Annotated in this window: 22 protein-coding genes; 6 read left to right on the top strand and 16 right to left on the bottom strand. The window is 52.7% G+C overall.

Annotation, left to right across the window (positions count from 1 at the left end):
• Positions 1 to 75 precede the first annotated feature (75 nt).
• Together B5F12_RS03445 and B5F12_RS03440 are read right to left on the bottom strand one after the other, a co-directional pair.
• Positions 76 to 357 (bottom strand): hypothetical protein, encoded by a 282-nt coding sequence (locus tag B5F12_RS03445; RefSeq protein ID WP_087230315.1) that lies wholly within the window; start codon positions 355 to 357, stop codon positions 76 to 78.
• Between the two features lie 57 nt (positions 358 to 414).
• Positions 415 to 750: a hypothetical protein gene (locus B5F12_RS03440; protein ID WP_087230312.1), complete on the bottom strand. Its 336-nt coding sequence runs from the start codon at positions 748 to 750 to the stop codon at positions 415 to 417.
• Between the two features lie 224 nt (positions 751 to 974).
• Here B5F12_RS03440 and B5F12_RS11835 point away from each other — a divergent pair, with 224 nt between their 5' ends.
• From B5F12_RS11835 to B5F12_RS03415, 6 genes are all read left to right on the top strand, one after another.
• Positions 975 to 1133, top strand: coding sequence for a hypothetical protein (locus tag B5F12_RS11835; protein ID WP_158096732.1), 159 nt, complete (start codon positions 975 to 977; stop codon positions 1131 to 1133).
• 24 nt (positions 1134 to 1157) lie between these two features.
• Positions 1158 to 1358, top strand: a complete 201-nt coding sequence (locus B5F12_RS03435) for a hypothetical protein (RefSeq protein ID WP_087230309.1) — start codon at positions 1158 to 1160, stop codon at positions 1356 to 1358.
• A 23-nt stretch (positions 1359 to 1381) separates the two neighbouring features.
• On the top strand, positions 1382 to 1651 hold the full coding sequence (locus B5F12_RS03430; protein WP_087230306.1) for a hypothetical protein: 270 nt from the start codon (positions 1382 to 1384) through the stop codon (positions 1649 to 1651).
• 84 nt (positions 1652 to 1735) lie between these two features.
• A complete protein-coding gene (locus B5F12_RS03425; RefSeq protein ID WP_087230303.1) occupies positions 1736 to 2044 on the top strand; it encodes a hypothetical protein in 309 nt (102 codons plus the stop codon).
• On the top strand, positions 2028 to 2513 hold the full coding sequence (locus B5F12_RS03420) for a hypothetical protein (protein WP_143482136.1): 486 nt from the start codon (positions 2028 to 2030) through the stop codon (positions 2511 to 2513). Before B5F12_RS03425 ends, B5F12_RS03420 begins: the two co-directional genes overlap by 17 nt.
• Positions 2510 to 2779, top strand: a complete 270-nt coding sequence (locus B5F12_RS03415) for a hypothetical protein (RefSeq protein WP_087230296.1) — start codon at positions 2510 to 2512, stop codon at positions 2777 to 2779. Before B5F12_RS03420 ends, B5F12_RS03415 begins: the two co-directional genes overlap by 4 nt.
• 123 nt (positions 2780 to 2902) lie before the next feature.
• On the opposite strand, the gene B5F12_RS03410 is transcribed toward B5F12_RS03415, so the two are convergent.
• The 14 genes from B5F12_RS03410 to B5F12_RS03345 form a co-directional block, all read right to left on the bottom strand.
• Complete coding sequence (locus B5F12_RS03410) at positions 2903 to 3802, bottom strand: conjugal transfer protein TrbL family protein (RefSeq protein WP_087230293.1); 900 nt, start codon at positions 3800 to 3802, stop codon at positions 2903 to 2905.
• A gap of 106 nt (positions 3803 to 3908) precedes the next feature.
• Positions 3909 to 4256, bottom strand: coding sequence for a DUF3852 domain-containing protein (locus B5F12_RS03405; RefSeq protein ID WP_087230290.1), 348 nt, complete (start codon positions 4254 to 4256; stop codon positions 3909 to 3911).
• A 111-nt stretch (positions 4257 to 4367) separates the two neighbouring features.
• The gene (locus B5F12_RS03400; RefSeq protein WP_087230287.1) at positions 4368 to 4811 is read right to left on the bottom strand and encodes a hypothetical protein; all 444 of its coding nucleotides are present in this window, start codon (positions 4809 to 4811) and stop codon (positions 4368 to 4370) included.
• Between the two features lie 18 nt (positions 4812 to 4829).
• Positions 4830 to 5798 (bottom strand): DNA adenine methylase, encoded by a 969-nt coding sequence (locus B5F12_RS03395; RefSeq protein ID WP_242954874.1) that lies wholly within the window; start codon positions 5796 to 5798, stop codon positions 4830 to 4832.
• The gene (locus B5F12_RS03390; RefSeq protein ID WP_143482137.1) at positions 5795 to 6097 is read right to left on the bottom strand and encodes a hypothetical protein; all 303 of its coding nucleotides are present in this window, start codon (positions 6095 to 6097) and stop codon (positions 5795 to 5797) included. Before B5F12_RS03390 ends, B5F12_RS03395 begins: the two co-directional genes overlap by 4 nt.
• 114 nt (positions 6098 to 6211) lie before the next feature.
• Complete coding sequence (locus B5F12_RS03385) at positions 6212 to 7378, bottom strand: antirestriction protein ArdA (RefSeq protein ID WP_087230282.1); 1167 nt, start codon at positions 7376 to 7378, stop codon at positions 6212 to 6214.
• On the bottom strand, positions 7371 to 8351 hold the full coding sequence (locus B5F12_RS03380) for a DUF4314 domain-containing protein (protein WP_087230279.1): 981 nt from the start codon (positions 8349 to 8351) through the stop codon (positions 7371 to 7373). The genes B5F12_RS03385 and B5F12_RS03380 overlap by 8 nt, the downstream gene beginning before the upstream one ends.
• Positions 8352 to 9539, bottom strand: a complete 1188-nt coding sequence (locus tag B5F12_RS03375) for an antirestriction protein ArdA (protein WP_087230276.1) — start codon at positions 9537 to 9539, stop codon at positions 8352 to 8354.
• Entirely contained in the window at positions 9536 to 10417 is an 882-nt protein-coding gene (locus B5F12_RS03370) for a class C sortase (protein ID WP_087230273.1), read from the bottom strand. The genes B5F12_RS03375 and B5F12_RS03370 overlap by 4 nt, the downstream gene beginning before the upstream one ends.
• A 124-nt stretch (positions 10418 to 10541) precedes the next feature.
• The gene (locus B5F12_RS03365; protein ID WP_087230270.1) at positions 10542 to 10724 is read right to left on the bottom strand and encodes a DUF6440 family protein; all 183 of its coding nucleotides are present in this window, start codon (positions 10722 to 10724) and stop codon (positions 10542 to 10544) included.
• Between the two features lie 78 nt (positions 10725 to 10802).
• Positions 10803 to 11435 carry a DUF3267 domain-containing protein gene (locus B5F12_RS03360; RefSeq protein WP_087230267.1) on the bottom strand — a complete coding sequence of 211 codons (633 nt, stop codon included), beginning with the start codon at positions 11433 to 11435 and terminating at the stop codon, positions 10803 to 10805.
• A gap of 998 nt (positions 11436 to 12433) precedes the next feature.
• Positions 12434 to 13156, bottom strand: a complete 723-nt coding sequence (locus tag B5F12_RS03350; protein WP_204221459.1) for a class C sortase — start codon at positions 13154 to 13156, stop codon at positions 12434 to 12436.
• Between the two features lie 12 nt (positions 13157 to 13168).
• Entirely contained in the window at positions 13169 to 13297 is a 129-nt protein-coding gene (locus B5F12_RS12250) for a hypothetical protein (RefSeq protein ID WP_275532695.1), read from the bottom strand.
• Complete coding sequence (locus B5F12_RS03345; protein ID WP_087230261.1) at positions 13284 to 15224, bottom strand: SpaH/EbpB family LPXTG-anchored major pilin; 1941 nt, start codon at positions 15222 to 15224, stop codon at positions 13284 to 13286. Before B5F12_RS03345 ends, B5F12_RS12250 begins: the two co-directional genes overlap by 14 nt.
• Positions 15225 to 15235: the final 11 nt, after the last annotated feature.

Here is a 15235-nt window from a genome sequence, read left to right as displayed (position 1 = left end):
GCCGGTGAGGTGCTTTCTCTCCGGTCTGATTTGTTGCACCCTTTTTTCGGTCTCGCAAATTTTGCGGGACTTTTTTCATTTTGGTGCTTGACTTTTATTTGCAGGACTCCATTCGTAGAATTGCCGTTTGGTAAACAGAAAGGCCACCGCATACCGGATGAAGTCCAGGATGCTGGTGCCATCAAATCGGATGCTGAGAAAGGCATAGACTGCCGTCAGCACCAGGGGGACGAAGATGCCGGTCTGGGTGAGCGCCAGGACAGAGAGCAGAAGGCCCACACCGATGACGCTCACGTCCCGGAGTTCCCAGAGCCACAGGGTTGCTTTGGCGGTCAGGTTATCGGGATAGATGTACAGATTGATTCACCTCCAAAAGAAAAGCCGCCGGGTTTTCCCGGCGGCCAGTTCAGTGAATTATGCTTCGGTTGTAGGTTGGGTCAGGCTTTGTGCCTCGTACTCAGCCAGTGCCTGTTCGATGAGTCCGATGACGAACTCCTTCTGGCTGATTTTCTTGCCCCGTTTCTTTTCAGCGGCGATGAAGTTCTTCAGCCGCCGGTCCAGTTCCTCGGGGATTTGAAAGGCCAGGGTTTTGGTTGCTGCCATGGTGACGTTACCTCCTTCAAAGTGTTGGGTGAGAATTAGTTCTACGTATTCGGCCAGGGTTCCCAGTGCAAGCTGCTCTTCCTCTGCCATGACCTTGGCATGCAGCTGGGCGGGAATCATGGCGCAGAGATTTTTCTTATCTCCCATGGGACGTACTCCTGTGATTTTGCAAGCAAAGCATACTGGAACTGAGCAGGGAAAGCTATTCACACATTCCAACAAAGAAACAGGGCATTACCAAAGCAGAAGCAACGAGATTGTCCTCACATCATATGTATTGGGGGGTGTTCAGGCATATCTCTGGCGGTTATTCGTGACAGAGACGGATGTTTGTGGTAAAATGATAAAAATGAAAACAGGGGGAGCAGCAGATGAAGCCCAATAAGAGTTTTTTGGTGTTAGCCATTACGTGGTTGCTGGTGTCGCTGGTTCATTTTTATGGCGTGAGTGTCCTTACGGGTATTGCTTGGCTGTGTGTAGCAATCGTACACCTGATAGTAGCGTTTGTATCGAAAGATAAGAAAGAATAAGTCACAATGTGGAGAGTGAAGCACATGACCAAGACAATAGGTAAGTATTTGATGAAGGGAATTGCTGTTTTGGGTGTACTACTCATGGGTGTCGGGCTATATACCGGTGCTGGCCCAGATACCGGCTTATGGGTTTTTCTTGTGGGACTCTTGCTGGTGATTATCTGTGCCGTTTCCAGTCGTGAGCTGCGGAAGTATGTCCGTTCGCTGCTGGATTTCATTTGAACCCGAATAAATGGAGGGCGAACATGGAAATTGTTTTAGTATTCATTTTGGGGATGGTAGGGGCTGTCTTAGTGCAACTCAGTGCGAACAAGGGTGTTAGCCGCTGGATTCGTTACCCATTGGTCGCCTTGATATGCATGATGTTCGTGTCTGGAATTGCTATGGCGGTTTATTTTGCTGTTGCCCTATACACTGAGGAATTGTTTGCCTCTGTGATGCTGTGGCTGTTTGCTCTTTTCGTGCTGGCAGGGGCTGTGGCGTATATTCGAAACCTGCTGCGCATGAAAGAATAAGGGTGCATACATGCTCCTATATAAATCAGAATTGCTGATGCGTCTACCCATGGATGTGCTTTAGCAGACAGAGGGAGTGAGAGAATGGATATTCTTTTTGAGTTTTTCTTGGAGTTGATTGTGGATGGGGTCATAGAGACCAGCGGGAACAAGAAGCTGAGCCGTTGGATTCGCTATCCACTCATTGCATTGGTCGTCCTATTTTTTGGGACTGTGATTGCATTGATATTTTATTTGGCACTTGGTCTGAGTTCTAATGAGCCGGTGGCCTCGGTCGCTTTCTCGTCGCTGGGTGTATTTCTTCTGGTGGGAACTGTGCTGAAGTTTAGAAAGCTATACTTTGCAAAGCGGGCGGATAACGGGAGCGAGAGAACAAATGACAAAAGAGTATAACTGGAGCGCCACTGTGGATGGAGTGTCTCACGCAATCCTTTGTCAAGTGATGAATAACAAGTATGTCTTGTGGGTAGACGATAAATTTGAAAAAACTGTCTACCGCAAGAGCTTTCAGGCTGTTCGGGGAGGGCTGGATGAAACTCTGGAGCTGTGGGGAAAGACCTGTCACTTTGTGGTGTGGCCCAGCGAAAAGGTAGAGTTTTTTGTAGATGGAAAATCTCTGAATACGCAGGAGGACTACGAGCATGCTCTGGACATGTCCTATGAAGAATCCATATCTCACTATGAGCGGACTATGCGTCGTTACTCGTGGGTGATGGTGCTGATTATGGGGTTGACCTGTATTCTTTATTTGGTTGTTGAGCTGCAAGGAGGAGATATGTCCCGATGGAATGGAACGATGGTGCTCGTACTGGTTATTCTGGTGCTCAACCTCGTGGATATTGTCAGGGGGAGAAAGCGATGATGGACAGAAAACTTTGGTGGGATATTCTTGGGTTAGTCGTGACATGCGGAGTGAGCGCAGCGATTCTATACTGGAATGGTTGGAAAGAAAAAAGAATAACTAAGTCCGGCATTGTGTTTTGCTTGGCAATAGGAATACTTTGTGTTCCATCTCTCTTTTTCGTCCGAGGTTTCTCTCTGGCGATGACGCTGGTTTGGGTTGCCGCTTGGCTTGGTAGTGGATGTCTCAAGATGGTTCGATACCAAAAGAAAAAGGCACAATCGTAAAACACCAGCATGTCTGAGTTGACAGATCTAAATGCATCGTTTCAAAAATCGTCCTGCACTTTTTTAGTGTGTAGGACGATTTTTGTTTTGTGCTTTGTGTAAAGCGGATGCCACAGCTCTATGTCATTTGGCCACCGCCTGGACCACCGTCCTGGTGGTATTGACCGCAGCCTGGGCTGTATAGACCGCAGACATGATGTTGGCTCTGGTTGTGGTGTCCAGGCCGAAGGTTCCGGCGATGCGTGGAATTTCCCCTGCGGACAACATCAGTCCCAGCCCAAGAAGGGCATTTTCTTTGAATACCATCAGTCCTGCAATGAGGATGGTGGCTTGCAGGAAGGCGGTGAGGCAGAGGCCGATGATCTGCTTGCACCACTGGATGAAGCCGTCGGTGTAGCCACGGGGGACGCTGAACATGTACAGACTGCCTACGGAGATTTGGATGAGCAGGATGCCGCCTCGCTTCAGGTTTGCAAAGAATACCTTAATGACAGCATAGGCCATGAGAATGATGCAGAACAGGAGCATGATGGGGCTGGTGATGGAAGCAAAGCCGAAGTAGGAGCCGGATGTCATTTCGGTCAGGGACTCCACATCGCTGAGGGTGTCGATGATCTCCGTTGCCACTTGGCCAATGGAGGTTCCGTATCCAGTGATTCCTGCGGTGAGAGTGCCCTGCAGCGTGACGGAGAGCTCATAGAGCCGCACGGGCACCACGGTGAAGAGACCGACTGCCATAAAGCCCTTTATGGCATTGAGAGCCGTTTCTTTCAGGTTTCCTCTGCCGGAGGAATACTCAATGCCGCATTCAAAACAGGCCACTACAAGGCCTGTGCCATAGAGTGCCCAGGCCAGATAGGAGAAAAACAGGATGATGCTCTGCACCCAGCTCATGGTGAACAGCTCCACGCCCATGTTACCCATCTCGGCAAAAAAGTTGCCCAGAAAGCCCATGATCTGACTGTAGATCCAATCAATGATCTGGCTCAGGACAGTATCAGCTACAAAATCCCAAATAAACAATGGTTGGTTCACCTCTTTCAGAATGAGGCCGTACCAACCGCATAACACAAAGATCCCGCAGCTGGTACGGCCTTGTGTCTCAGTTGATTACATGAATTTCGGGATGTTAGATACCAACGATGCCCCAGATGTACAGGGGGGCGGTGAGGGTAAACACCAGACAGGCAAACAAAATGGCGGGGGCCGTCCACTCGAACTGCCCGGTTTTCCGATAATCAAAGTATGCGGTACCCACTTTGACAAAGAAAAACACGGCAAGGATCAGGTCAATGGCAGGGAAGACCACGTTGTTGACCACAGTCTTGATTTGGGTGGATGCGGTGGTCCAGGTGCTCTCTACGGCTCCAGCTACATCTCCGCTGCCAGCGGCCAAGGCTGTGCCTGCCATCAGGGAGGTCATGGCCAGCGCCACCACCAGTAAGAGAGCAAAGCGTTTGTAGTTCCATTTACACATAGATTACCTCCAGTTACAAAAATATAGTGTGTATTTGGGCCCGGATGATGCTTTGGAACATCGGGGGGTGGAGGCCCACTGAAAAAAGGACTCAGGTGAACCATGTCTTGCTTACTTGGAAAGATTCTGTTTGTTGGGTGCCAGTTGGCTCAGGAGTTTCTCCCAACTTTCAGCGTCATCCTGAGGCACAACCAGAACAGCACCGTCTACGCTGAACACCCGGAGGTTGTCAAAGACAATGCCTGCATCTGCAAAGGCTTCTGCGGGGATGGGAAGCGTGTCCTCGGCGCACCCGTGGCAGCCGTCGCACACATCCTCATCCTCCTCCTGGCCCTTCCAGCCAGTCATCATATCTGCGCCCAGGCTGTTGACCAGGCGCATCAGCGTCATCATTGCGGCGGCTTTCTCCACAGGCTTCATCTCCGGCTTGAGCAGGACGATGGCGTTTTCCAGGGTGTGCAGCTCCAGGGTTTTCTCTCGCTCCAGACCGCTCAGAATCAGGGCGGCAGACTGGATGACGGCTTTGCCGTCGTTGGTGTAGTTGATAAATGTCATGTTTATTCCTCCATATCGTTAAGTATTTTGATTTGGTTCATGGATCAGGGTATAGCGCCCCTCGTACTCGTCGGTGGGGGACAGGTGGAACATACTCAGTTGCCAATTCCTTGCCGTGTTGTAGCAGCGAGGGTCATAGTTGGTGATGACGATTTCCTCGTACTCACTGCCTGCCTTCTGGGACATGCTGTTGGGTCGGGTGGTGTAGAAGATGTAAAACTCCTGATACAGCTCCACGATATAGGGGCAGTAGTTGTAGGACACCATGACGTACCCTTCGCAATTCAGCAGGGCATCGTGGAGCCGCTGGTGATCTTCCTTGGGGAAGGCCACCGCATAGCAGCCCTCTGCCTCGTAATAGGGGGGATCACAATAGAAAAACGCACCTTTCCGGTCGTACTGGCGAACAATCTCCACGCAGTCCTTGTTTTCAATAATGACCTCCGCCAACCTGCGGGAGCATTCCCAGACCAGGTGAAAAAAGCGACGGATGTCGCAGGTTTTTCCTGCAAAGGACTTGGCCCCGCCGCTGAAGCTGTATCGGATGAGCTTGAAGTAGTCTGCGGCCCGGCGGATGTCTCCGCGAGGAGCCCTCTCCAGCATCATTCTGCGGACAGCCTCTCCATCAGGTGGCTCCAAATATCTCTGGGTCAGCTCCATCTCCTGGCTGAGATAATCATCGGTGAATTCTTCCTTGGAGAAGAATTTGTACAGCACATTGAAATCATCTCGGGTGTTCAAGGGCAGAAAGCCCAGCTCCAGCAGCAGGGCCATAGTTCGGTTCTTGACGCAGCAGAAGAGGTTGGTCAGGTCGCTGTTGAAGTCGTTGTATACCTCCATACAGCCTTGTTGAATGGGACGGTTGAGGGTTACGGTGCCGCTGCCGCCAAACACGTCGATAAACCGGGAAAAGCGTGGGGGAGCCAGGCGGTGGATCAGCCAGAGCAGCTTGGCTTTGCCGCCCACCCATGGGATAAAGCTCTTCAATCGGCGTCACCGCCAAAGGAGTCCAAAGCTTGCTCCAGACCCTCGATGGCCAATTTCAGGCCGTACTCCATGGCCCTCAACTGGCCAATGGTGGAGTAGACCTCTCCGGCAGTCACGGCGTAGAAGTAACCGTCTTGGCTGCTGGCGATGGGGTGTCCCTTTTGTCGCAGACGGTGGACCTGTTTACGCAGTTCGTTGCCGTTGATGTGAAGCGCCAGCTGGATCTGACGGCTTTTCTGGATGTTTTTTCTGCCTTTGCACACGGCCTTCAGATAGGCCAATACCTGTTGTTCTCGCATCATTGTTCCTTTCCGGGGCCATACCCGAACAAGGAGCAACAAAAAAGCAGGAGCCGTGTCCCTTTCGGGTACGGCCCCTGTGTGTTTTGTTTGGGAATATGAGAGGGTTACGGTTTACTGCATCTGCATCCCTCCCAGTTTAGGGTCAGAGGTAGGGCAGAGGAGGGGTTCGCCATCTTCTCGTGCCACCAGCCCATAGGGGGTCAGGACTGCATTGGCATGATGCAGGATGTCTCTGCCATAGGCATTGAGATTGACGTGCTCTTGCAGCATGGAAAGGGTTTGCTCATCCAAGATGGTGTGCAGCTTCTGGAGTGCCACCTCCTTGGGACTGCGCTGGTCGGGCTGGAGCAGGTAGTCGTCCAGATTTTCCGCAATGCGAGCGGCGGCGACGACCTCGTGGCAGTCGGTGGCAAGGATGACTGCTTTGAGTTTGGTGAGCTGTCCAGACCGCTCCAGGCATTTGATGGCCTCTGCCAGCTGATTCAGATCCTGGATGTCATTGCACTCCAGGTTCTCCAGCAGATCGGGAATGGCACTGTCCTCGCTCCAGAATACCACCTGGTCCCAGGAAGCGGATTCGCCCAGCTCCTCCAGCACACGGGACAGCTGGCTCTGTGTGGCGGGGAGTTCCAGAGTAACCCTGGGTTCCTGTTGATTGAAACCTCTGGCCACCAGCAGGCGAATAGCGTAGGAGGGAGGCTTGGGAACTACGTCCAGGCTGTCATGTACTTGCTTAAGGTCTGTGTGCTGGGTCACATAGCCATGGCTGACGAAGACACCGCCCTCCTCCTGTCGGGCTTTTCGGCCCAGCTGTGCAAAGTCCAGATAGTCAAAGATGGAATCGGGGGCATCCTCTACCTCAGGAATAAAACCATTTTCAGCGTAGAATTTGCCCAGTTGATGATCTGTAACGGCATCCACCACATGACAGCAGTCTGTGCTGTAAGCCAGATTCAGCAGGGTGGAGAGGGGGATGGGACCATAGTCCTTGGCGGCTTCCATCTGGACCAGTCCTTCAAAAACGGCCTTTTCCATGTCGCTCAGCCCTTCCAGCCTGGTCAGCAGGACGTTGAGCTGGTAGAGGTCACAGTCCGAGCCCAGATGGTCATGGAGAAAGGGGAAGGCTCCCGGATGGAGCAGTTCCAGGTCCGGTTTTTCGCCGATGGCCATATGGAGCCTGTCCATGGCATCCTGGAGCTGGTAGTAGGTAGCCGGAAGCTCCAGACAGCTGTGTTGATTATGTTTCCCGTAGAGCGCAATGCAGAACGCATTATCCAAGGGTCATCCCTCCCATCGTCGTTCCATGTTCCTGATACTTGGCAGGGTCGGCACCGGGGACATCCCAGCCACACATACTGCCCACCTCCATGGCCTGTCTCTGCCACATATCTACGCCAAGGTGCTCGTTGAGCTGGTCGGCCAGCTCCACATTCCGCTCTTTGTCGCCGGTGTCCCACTCCGAGGGGTGGTAGCCGGTTTCACCTCGTTTGATGCAAATCAGCTGGCCCGTGGTGGGCAGGGTGGAGTAGCACATCTCCGGCAGTCCATCTGCCAATTTGGGGGAGAAGCGCTCCTCCTCCGTCTGGATACTCCAATCGTCGAAGCTCCACAGATGGACATACAGTTCGTCGTCACCAATGCAGACATCCCGCTGCTCAAATCCTTCGCCCCAGCCATCCGATGCCTGTCCAGAGATATAGTCTTTCAGGGTAGAAAGTTCTTCCGGTGACAGGGTACCGGCCACACGGCATTCTGCAACACCCCAGAGCTGACCGTCTCGATCCTCGACCGTGAACACAGCGGACTGGACTTTCCGGTTGACGCTGTCATCTTCGCTGTACCAGTGCATCAGCCCACGCTCCATTTCTTCCGGCATACGGTATTTGGTGAGAGCGCTGAGAATGTCACCTTCGTAGCCACGCAGCATTCTGCCATCCAGCTGGGTACAGTCCTCCTCTATGTCGCCGTACTCGTTGCGGGTGTAGAGGTCCGCTGTCAGGGGCATATACAGCTTCAGGGTAGTGAGTTCCGGTGGAATCACGGAGAAGCTGTCCTCCCCGATGATCAGTGCAAGGCCGCTGCCGTTGTCCCAGTTCATATGGAACTGGCCGATATCGTCGATGTAGTCCAGGGTGCCGGTGCTGCCCGGCTCCAGCTGGGTATAGGGGTCTTTCATCTCTCTGAGTTTAATTCTGGTTTCTGCGGGGAATTGCTCTCGCAGGAAATTCAGCCATTCCTTGGGAACTGACATTTACATACCTCCCATTTGAAAAGTTTGTTCTTCTTGGTGTGTTTCTCCCATCATCAGTACCTCCAGGCTTATCGTGCCGTGGTAGGCCACATACCCCCGGTCGGTAAATGTACCAGTCTCTTGATTCATGTGCTGCAGGCCGTACTTCTCGTAGTCATAGAACTCGTCCAGATTGGGGTCATACTCAAAGTGGCCGGACTGCTGGATCATGAACATTCCGTACTCTGCAGGGGTATGGGCGCCGGGGGCAAACTGGAACAAATCCAGATTCTCGGCCAGACAGCGGATCTGGCTGGCATTCTCTGGCTCAGCCAAGGCTACCACAGCCCCCAGCTTTTGAAGGTTATCCCGGTCAAGTCTGGCCACAGCCCATGCCAGGTCGTTGAGGTCGAAGATGCTTTCCTGTTTGAAATCCAGTGCTACATCCACCTCCATAGGGAATTCGCTGTTTCCTACTTGAAAGCACATATCCTCCGGGTCTTGGATGCCAGAGCGAAGCATTCCACGTTCCAGCTGTTTCCTTGTGGTGGGAAGGTAGAGCCAAGTGGCTTTTTTGGTGTTTTCCGGCTGTCCCTTGGAGATCAGACCCAGGGACAGCACTGCGTCATCGTAGAGATAAAAGGGGAAGTGCTTGCCATCGTAGATCTGCTCCAGCTGCATCCCGTTGTCGTAGACCACACCGTAGGGGGTGACCACGCCTTGATTCCCCTCGATCAGAAGGAGGGCAGATTCCACACCATCTACATTCTCCAGTTCTTCCAGGCTGGCACAGCCGCCGTTGAGGTTCATATAGTGGCTGCGGCCCACGGATTCCAAATCAGAGAAGTCCGTGATGACGGTGGCCTGCTGACAGCAGAAGGTCAGGTTGATGAGATCCTTCATGTTGGTGAGATTCTGTTTTTCGGCCATAGCCTGGAACTGTGCCACCTCGCCATCATCAAAACTGTCCAGCCGCTTGGCCAAATAGTCCAGTTCCTCCAGATTCACCTGAGTGCCCTCCAGCTGATTCAGCACTGGCCAGGGGCAGTGGAGCTCGTCCAAATGGCAGTCCTGGTTGGAGGCATCCCCAATTTCCAGCGACTCCAGCAACTCCACACAGCTGTCATACTGCTCTTTGGGGATGGGAAGGGGAATGGTAACAACACCAAATTCCGGGTGGTTGATATTGCTCAATTCTGCGCCTATCATCTCTTTCTATCACCTGTCTTTCGATTATTTTGGATGGTTGCCATGGTGTAAATCAGCACCACAGCGGTACAAATACTCAGTCCCAGTGCTACCAACTGCAAATGGCTTTCAAGCTCGATTTCAGATTGTGATGCTTTCACTGCAACCTGTGTTTGCTGGATGTTGGGGGTGGTCACAGCGGGTTCCTGAACAGAAGTATCCTGCTCCACCCGCTGGCAGTACACCAGATACCGATGGGTGCCCACAATATAGGGGTGGCAGGTGAGCAAGGTCACCATGTCTTGGCTCGGCTGAATGGCCACAGCCTCCACTTCGTCGGGCCAGATGATAGAGATTCCCGTCACCTGATAGGTCAGGGTTTCCCAGAGGTTTGTGAGGTACACCAAGTCCCCCTCTTGAAGCAGCTCCACATCCCGGAACATGGCCTTTCCATTCCAGCCCCGGTGGGCGGCAATGACGCAGTTGGTGGAGATGCCTCCAATGGGCATACTGGTCTGACCCAGCACCGTCGCTCCATCGTTCATGTGCGCTCTGGAGGCTCCCAGATAGAGGGGTAAGGTGACCTCCATAGCGGGGATTTCTACATAGCCTACGGCATCATCGGCTTCCATTCCGTAGTCTTCTAAGTTCAACCCCGGTGCTTCATAGCTGCCCACACTGTCCAGGCCGGACTGATCCTGGGACAGCTGGAGGTTGTACGCCTCCATGGCTTCTCTCAGGTCTTGGTGAATCCCTGGCTTTTTCTGTCCCTGCTCCACCACGGCAACTTCCTCTTTCGCCGTCTGCTCATACACAATGGGGGCAGCAATGGGCTGGCAGAGAATTACCATCAGCACCAAATCCACCGCCAGAGCCAGTCCCAGCAGCCATCTAGCCATGCCGTAACTGCTTCTGGGGACAATTCGCTTTCAAATTCATTTCATCCACTCCTTTTCTGTTGCAAAGAAAAAAGCAGGAAATCTCGGAAGATTTCCTGCTCAAAGCAAGTCTGTTCAGTTTACGTTATTCCTTGACAATAGGCGAAATAACAGGTTTTCCATCTCGATCTAGTAAGGGGGTCAATCCTCCTGCATACCCGGAATGGCTAAACAAATAGTTGACACCGGTTTCCTTGTCCACCCAAATTTCCATACCCTTAGCCATGCCTTGGGAATAGACCACTTCAAATCGTTCTTTTTTCCCCATGAAATCCATCTCCTTTTTCCATGTCACTCAGAATGACCGATACATACAACACGGGTAATGTCCAGGTTATCCCTGAGTTCATTTCTCACGTTCAAATACCACAGTGCCACATTCATAGGGGTGGTCATAAAACATGACGTCTTTTCCACTTGCGTTGTACGTTAATAGTTTCCAGACAATCAGGAAATCTCCGCAACCTGCGACGATCATGGCTTCAGACAGAAGAAACAACAGATCAGACTGCAAGGCAACAGAAACAGCGGCCATTCCAAATCCTAGAATGAATGTTGGCATCAATCCCCCAAGAACATATTGCCATCTTTTCAACGGTTCCCCACAAGTGCAGTATGGGGTAAGCGCACTCCAAATCACTCCGAATGATATCGACCTAAGGTGTCCTTTTGCAAAAATCCCCCACGTCAGCCCGTGTATCGCCTCATGCAGAACAATCAAGACGACAAGCAGAGGAAAGAAGCTCCATCCGATACGAAAAGACAAAAGATCTCCCGAAAATTTGGTGCAGAGATATATTACTCCAACAATCACACAGAATGGCAGCATCATCAGAGGCCCCACGACATTGGCGAAAATAACCCCCACAGTCAGGTCCCGTTTACGATAACCATCTGCACTCATTTTTTGGGAAATCTGTTCCAATCGTTTTTTTCGTTCCTGCTCTTTATGCGTTAGTTTACGTTCCTGTTTTTGCATTACCCTTTCCTCCTGATTGGAGATTGGTGTTTGCCTTAGAATATCACAGACTACTCTTGCTGTAAACTGCTTTCCTCCGCTTAACCCACCAGAGACCCACCGGGACAGCCACGGCCAGCATGGCAAGGTAGATGCCAAATCCGATGCACAGAGCTGTGCGGTATTCGCTCCACCAACTGCTTTCCCCATGAAATCCAGTTCCTTTTTCCAAATTATCGAGGATATACGATGCATGCAATCAGTGTAGTCAACCACGCTACAGCAATGCACAGGAACATAACGAATACGGGAATATTTTTCTTATTATTCTTATGCGACTCCTGTTCGGTGGTGCGACAAGCTATCATGATATTCAAGAAATTTCCTAACACTACGACTACCAAGGAAAGAATATAAAATTTCAATGGCAGAAACCCGAACAAACACAATACATTCCAAACAAAGGCCAACAGGAAAACGGTGCTAAGTATAAGGCATTGGTTCTGAGTTTTCATAGCTTCCACCCTCCATAGCTGAAGTATAGTTTTTATCGGAATATCATCCATATCCGCTGCAAACATATCTGCCTTACAGCGTGAGCACTCTATCTCGTTTTTTCTTTACGGTTTTAGAGAACAAATAAAACTGATATGGTAAGGTAATAACCGCTTAGGACACACATACGGGCAATATTCACAATATTCATGTCGTATTGCCCACACATGAGGAAATCACTTTTGCTTATCGAATATGCTCCCTATTTTCATGCCAAAAAGAAACCCAGCAAAGCCGATTACCGCTGACCAAATGCTACCTGTAAAATAGATTGCAATTCCTGTCCCGACTGTGCCAATTAGACTACCAACCAAAGCGCCTAAACTTTCACATCTCATGATATATCCCCCATTATGTTTTATTAGTTGTCCTCCATTTTTCGTTCGTAAATGCTGACTTTTCTATCATCGTACTATAAACCCTTTGCGCTGTAAACCCTTTTTCCTGCGGTCCAGTCAGACTTCCTATTCTTTCTTCCTACGAGTGAACCTCCAAACGCCAATGGGAACAGCTATCGCCAGCATGGCAAGATAGATACCAAACCCGATGCACAGTGCTGTGCGGTATTCGCTCCACCAACTGCTTTCGTAGACCAGGTTCTCAGTGTCTGGAACTGTGGTGCCCTCCGCTGTCCACTCCGTCCGGGTGCCACGCACCAGCAGACGGTGAGAGTTCACGCCGTAAGGAGTGCAGGTGAGCAAGGTTACATGGTCTCCTTGTGGATCAATCCCAATCTGGCTCACATCATCGGGGAGAACCACAGAGATTTGGTCCACTTCATAGGTCAGAGTTTCATCCAGCACCCGCAGGAAGAACACATCACCTTGTGTGAGCTGATCCAGATCGGAGAGGAGCCGGGATGAGGCTAGTCCGCTGTGACCAGCCAGAACTGCATGGCTGCCTTCTCCTCCCACCGGCAGGGAGCTGCCCTCCACCACCCCCACACCAGAGGTAAGGGTGGTGGACTGAGTTCCGTAGTACACGGGGAGAATCACGTCGATGGCGGGAATCTCCAGGGTAGCCAGCATGCCGCCTCCAGTGGGGTCCAGGGCGGTGAGAATGTTATTGTCTGGGGTTGGGGCACCGGAGACAGAGAATCCGGCAATGGAACAGCTCTGCTCCAGCAGATCCCGGTTGTAGGCTTGGGCCAGCTCTAGGGCTTGTTGGGTAGCCTGGTTGTCCAGCACCTCCACCGCCGTCTAATATTCTGTAATGACCTGGGAGCGTGTTTGCCCCGAAAGCCAGTTGCTGGCCATGGGGTAGAGCATCATCCCCACAGCCAGCACACAGCCCAGCCCCAACAAAAGAGGCGCTTTACTTCTTTTCATCCAGCTCACCCTTTCGCTTCCAGTAGCGAAGGGCGATACACCCGGTGAGCATCCCGCTGGCCAGCACGATGCCCACCACAGTGGTCACCATGGTGCCTTTTCCGCCGGTCTCAGGCAGGTCAAATCCACGGGTGTTGAGGGCAGTCAGGGGAACCAGGGCATTTCCACTGTCCCCCATGGCCTCCATGGTGGCGGAATAGCCGTCCACAGTGGCGGTGGCGGTGAGGGAGCCAACCTGCACACCGGGTGTGTACTTGGTGTCCATGTCCACGGTGATCACATCCTCCAGCAGGGTGTAGCCAGCATCGGTCTGGGTCTCAGTAAGCTGGTAAGTGTCCTCCTCCAGACCATACAGATACAGGTGGCCGGTCTCATCCGGGGTCATGCGGGTGGCCTCGTCCACATTGGTGGTGGTGCCGGTGGCGTAGTACACACCCTTTGCAGGGGTGGCCTCTGCCACCACATAGTAGTTGCCGGTGACGTTGGTCACGTTCTGGGCAATGAACTGGACGGCGTCAAAGTTGGTGCCTCCGGCGGAAAATTTCTTGGTGAGGTGGATGCCATAGCTGTACACCTTAGCTTCGTCGGTGAGGGTGTCGATATAGTCCTGGCTGGTGCGCTCCCAGGTGAGGGTGACGGTATTGGGGTTGCCCTCATCACCCAGAATCATGTCCTCGGTGCTGTTGATCTTGGCAGTGTAGTACACCACGCAGGTCCAGTCGGAATACCGCCCTTCCTGCTGGCTGTTGTCCACGGGGCTGTTGATGCGTTCCAGACCAGCCTCGTTGAACTGAAGGGTCATCATGGTAGAGCCGTCACTACCATTGGAGTAGGACACATCGAAATAAGTGCCCTGTCCCTTTTCGTTACACTCCCATGTCTCCACGGCGTTGGCGCCCTGGGTAGCAGGGGTGTTAGGGGTGGCAACGGTGTAGTCCTTTTGGGCCGCTTCATAGCTCTTATACCAGCACACGATCACGTCGTTCTGGTTGTACTCCAGGCCGGGAGAGAGAATATCCTCGAAGCGGTACTGGGTGAGCTGGGTGGCGTTGGAGGTGATGGTGGGCAGGGTGGACAGGTAGCGGTAGCCCATCACGTCCCCGGTGCTGCCGGTGGCCACATCCCGGTAGCCCAGCCCATCAACGTCGCCGGAGAAGCTGATGCCGTGGGCCAGGTCTGCCACCTCTTTCTCCAGGGTGGGGTTCCCGGTCTCGTTTTTGGGGTAGACATGGACATCGTAGAACCAGCCGTCAGCGGTCTGGGTGTCCGTCATGGGCAGAGACACCAGGAAGGGGTTGACGGTGGAGGTGACATTCTCCGGCACCTCAGTCTCCACCACCAGGTACAGGCCCAGGTCCAGGCCGTCCACGGAAGAGGTGCCCGTGATGTCATCGGTGAGAGGCATGGCAGTGCCGCTCTGGTTGGCCTCCGCCTCCAGCGCATCCTTGGTGGCTCGGCGGTTGGCAGTGAGCTGTTCCTCCAAAGCGTCGATCAGGGTATCGGAGGTATACCAGGGGATGCCATCCTCGGTTTTCACCACGTCCTCCGAAGTGAGACCCAGCGTGTCCCGCACGTCCTCGTTGTCCACCCCGTAGATGACCTGGACGGTGGCATTGGCGGCATCCTGATCCGAGTACATATCAATGCCGCCCAGGCGCAGGTAGGTAAACTCCACACCGCCCAGGGTGTAGTCCTGGAGCATGGTCTCTGCCTCGTGGCTTTCCTTGCCGGTGGACACCAGCCCACCGGTGCTTACCCCCGCCTGAGTGGTGGCGGTGAGGTCATACTTGGTGACGGTGAGACTGGCAGTGCGTCCGTAGTCGATGGTGGCATCCTGGGTGGTATAGGCCAGGGCCGTTCCAGACAGGCCAAGGGCGGCACACAGGGCCAGCCCCATGGCGGTAAAGCGATACATCTTCTGTTTCATGATTGATTGTC

The organism is Pseudoflavonifractor sp. An176 (genome assembly GCF_002160435.1).
GTDB classification, from domain to species: Bacteria; Bacillota; Clostridia; order Oscillospirales; family Oscillospiraceae; genus Enterenecus; species Enterenecus faecium.
Note: the sequence above shows the minus strand (reverse complement) of the source record. Positions and strands in the feature narration are given on the sequence as shown.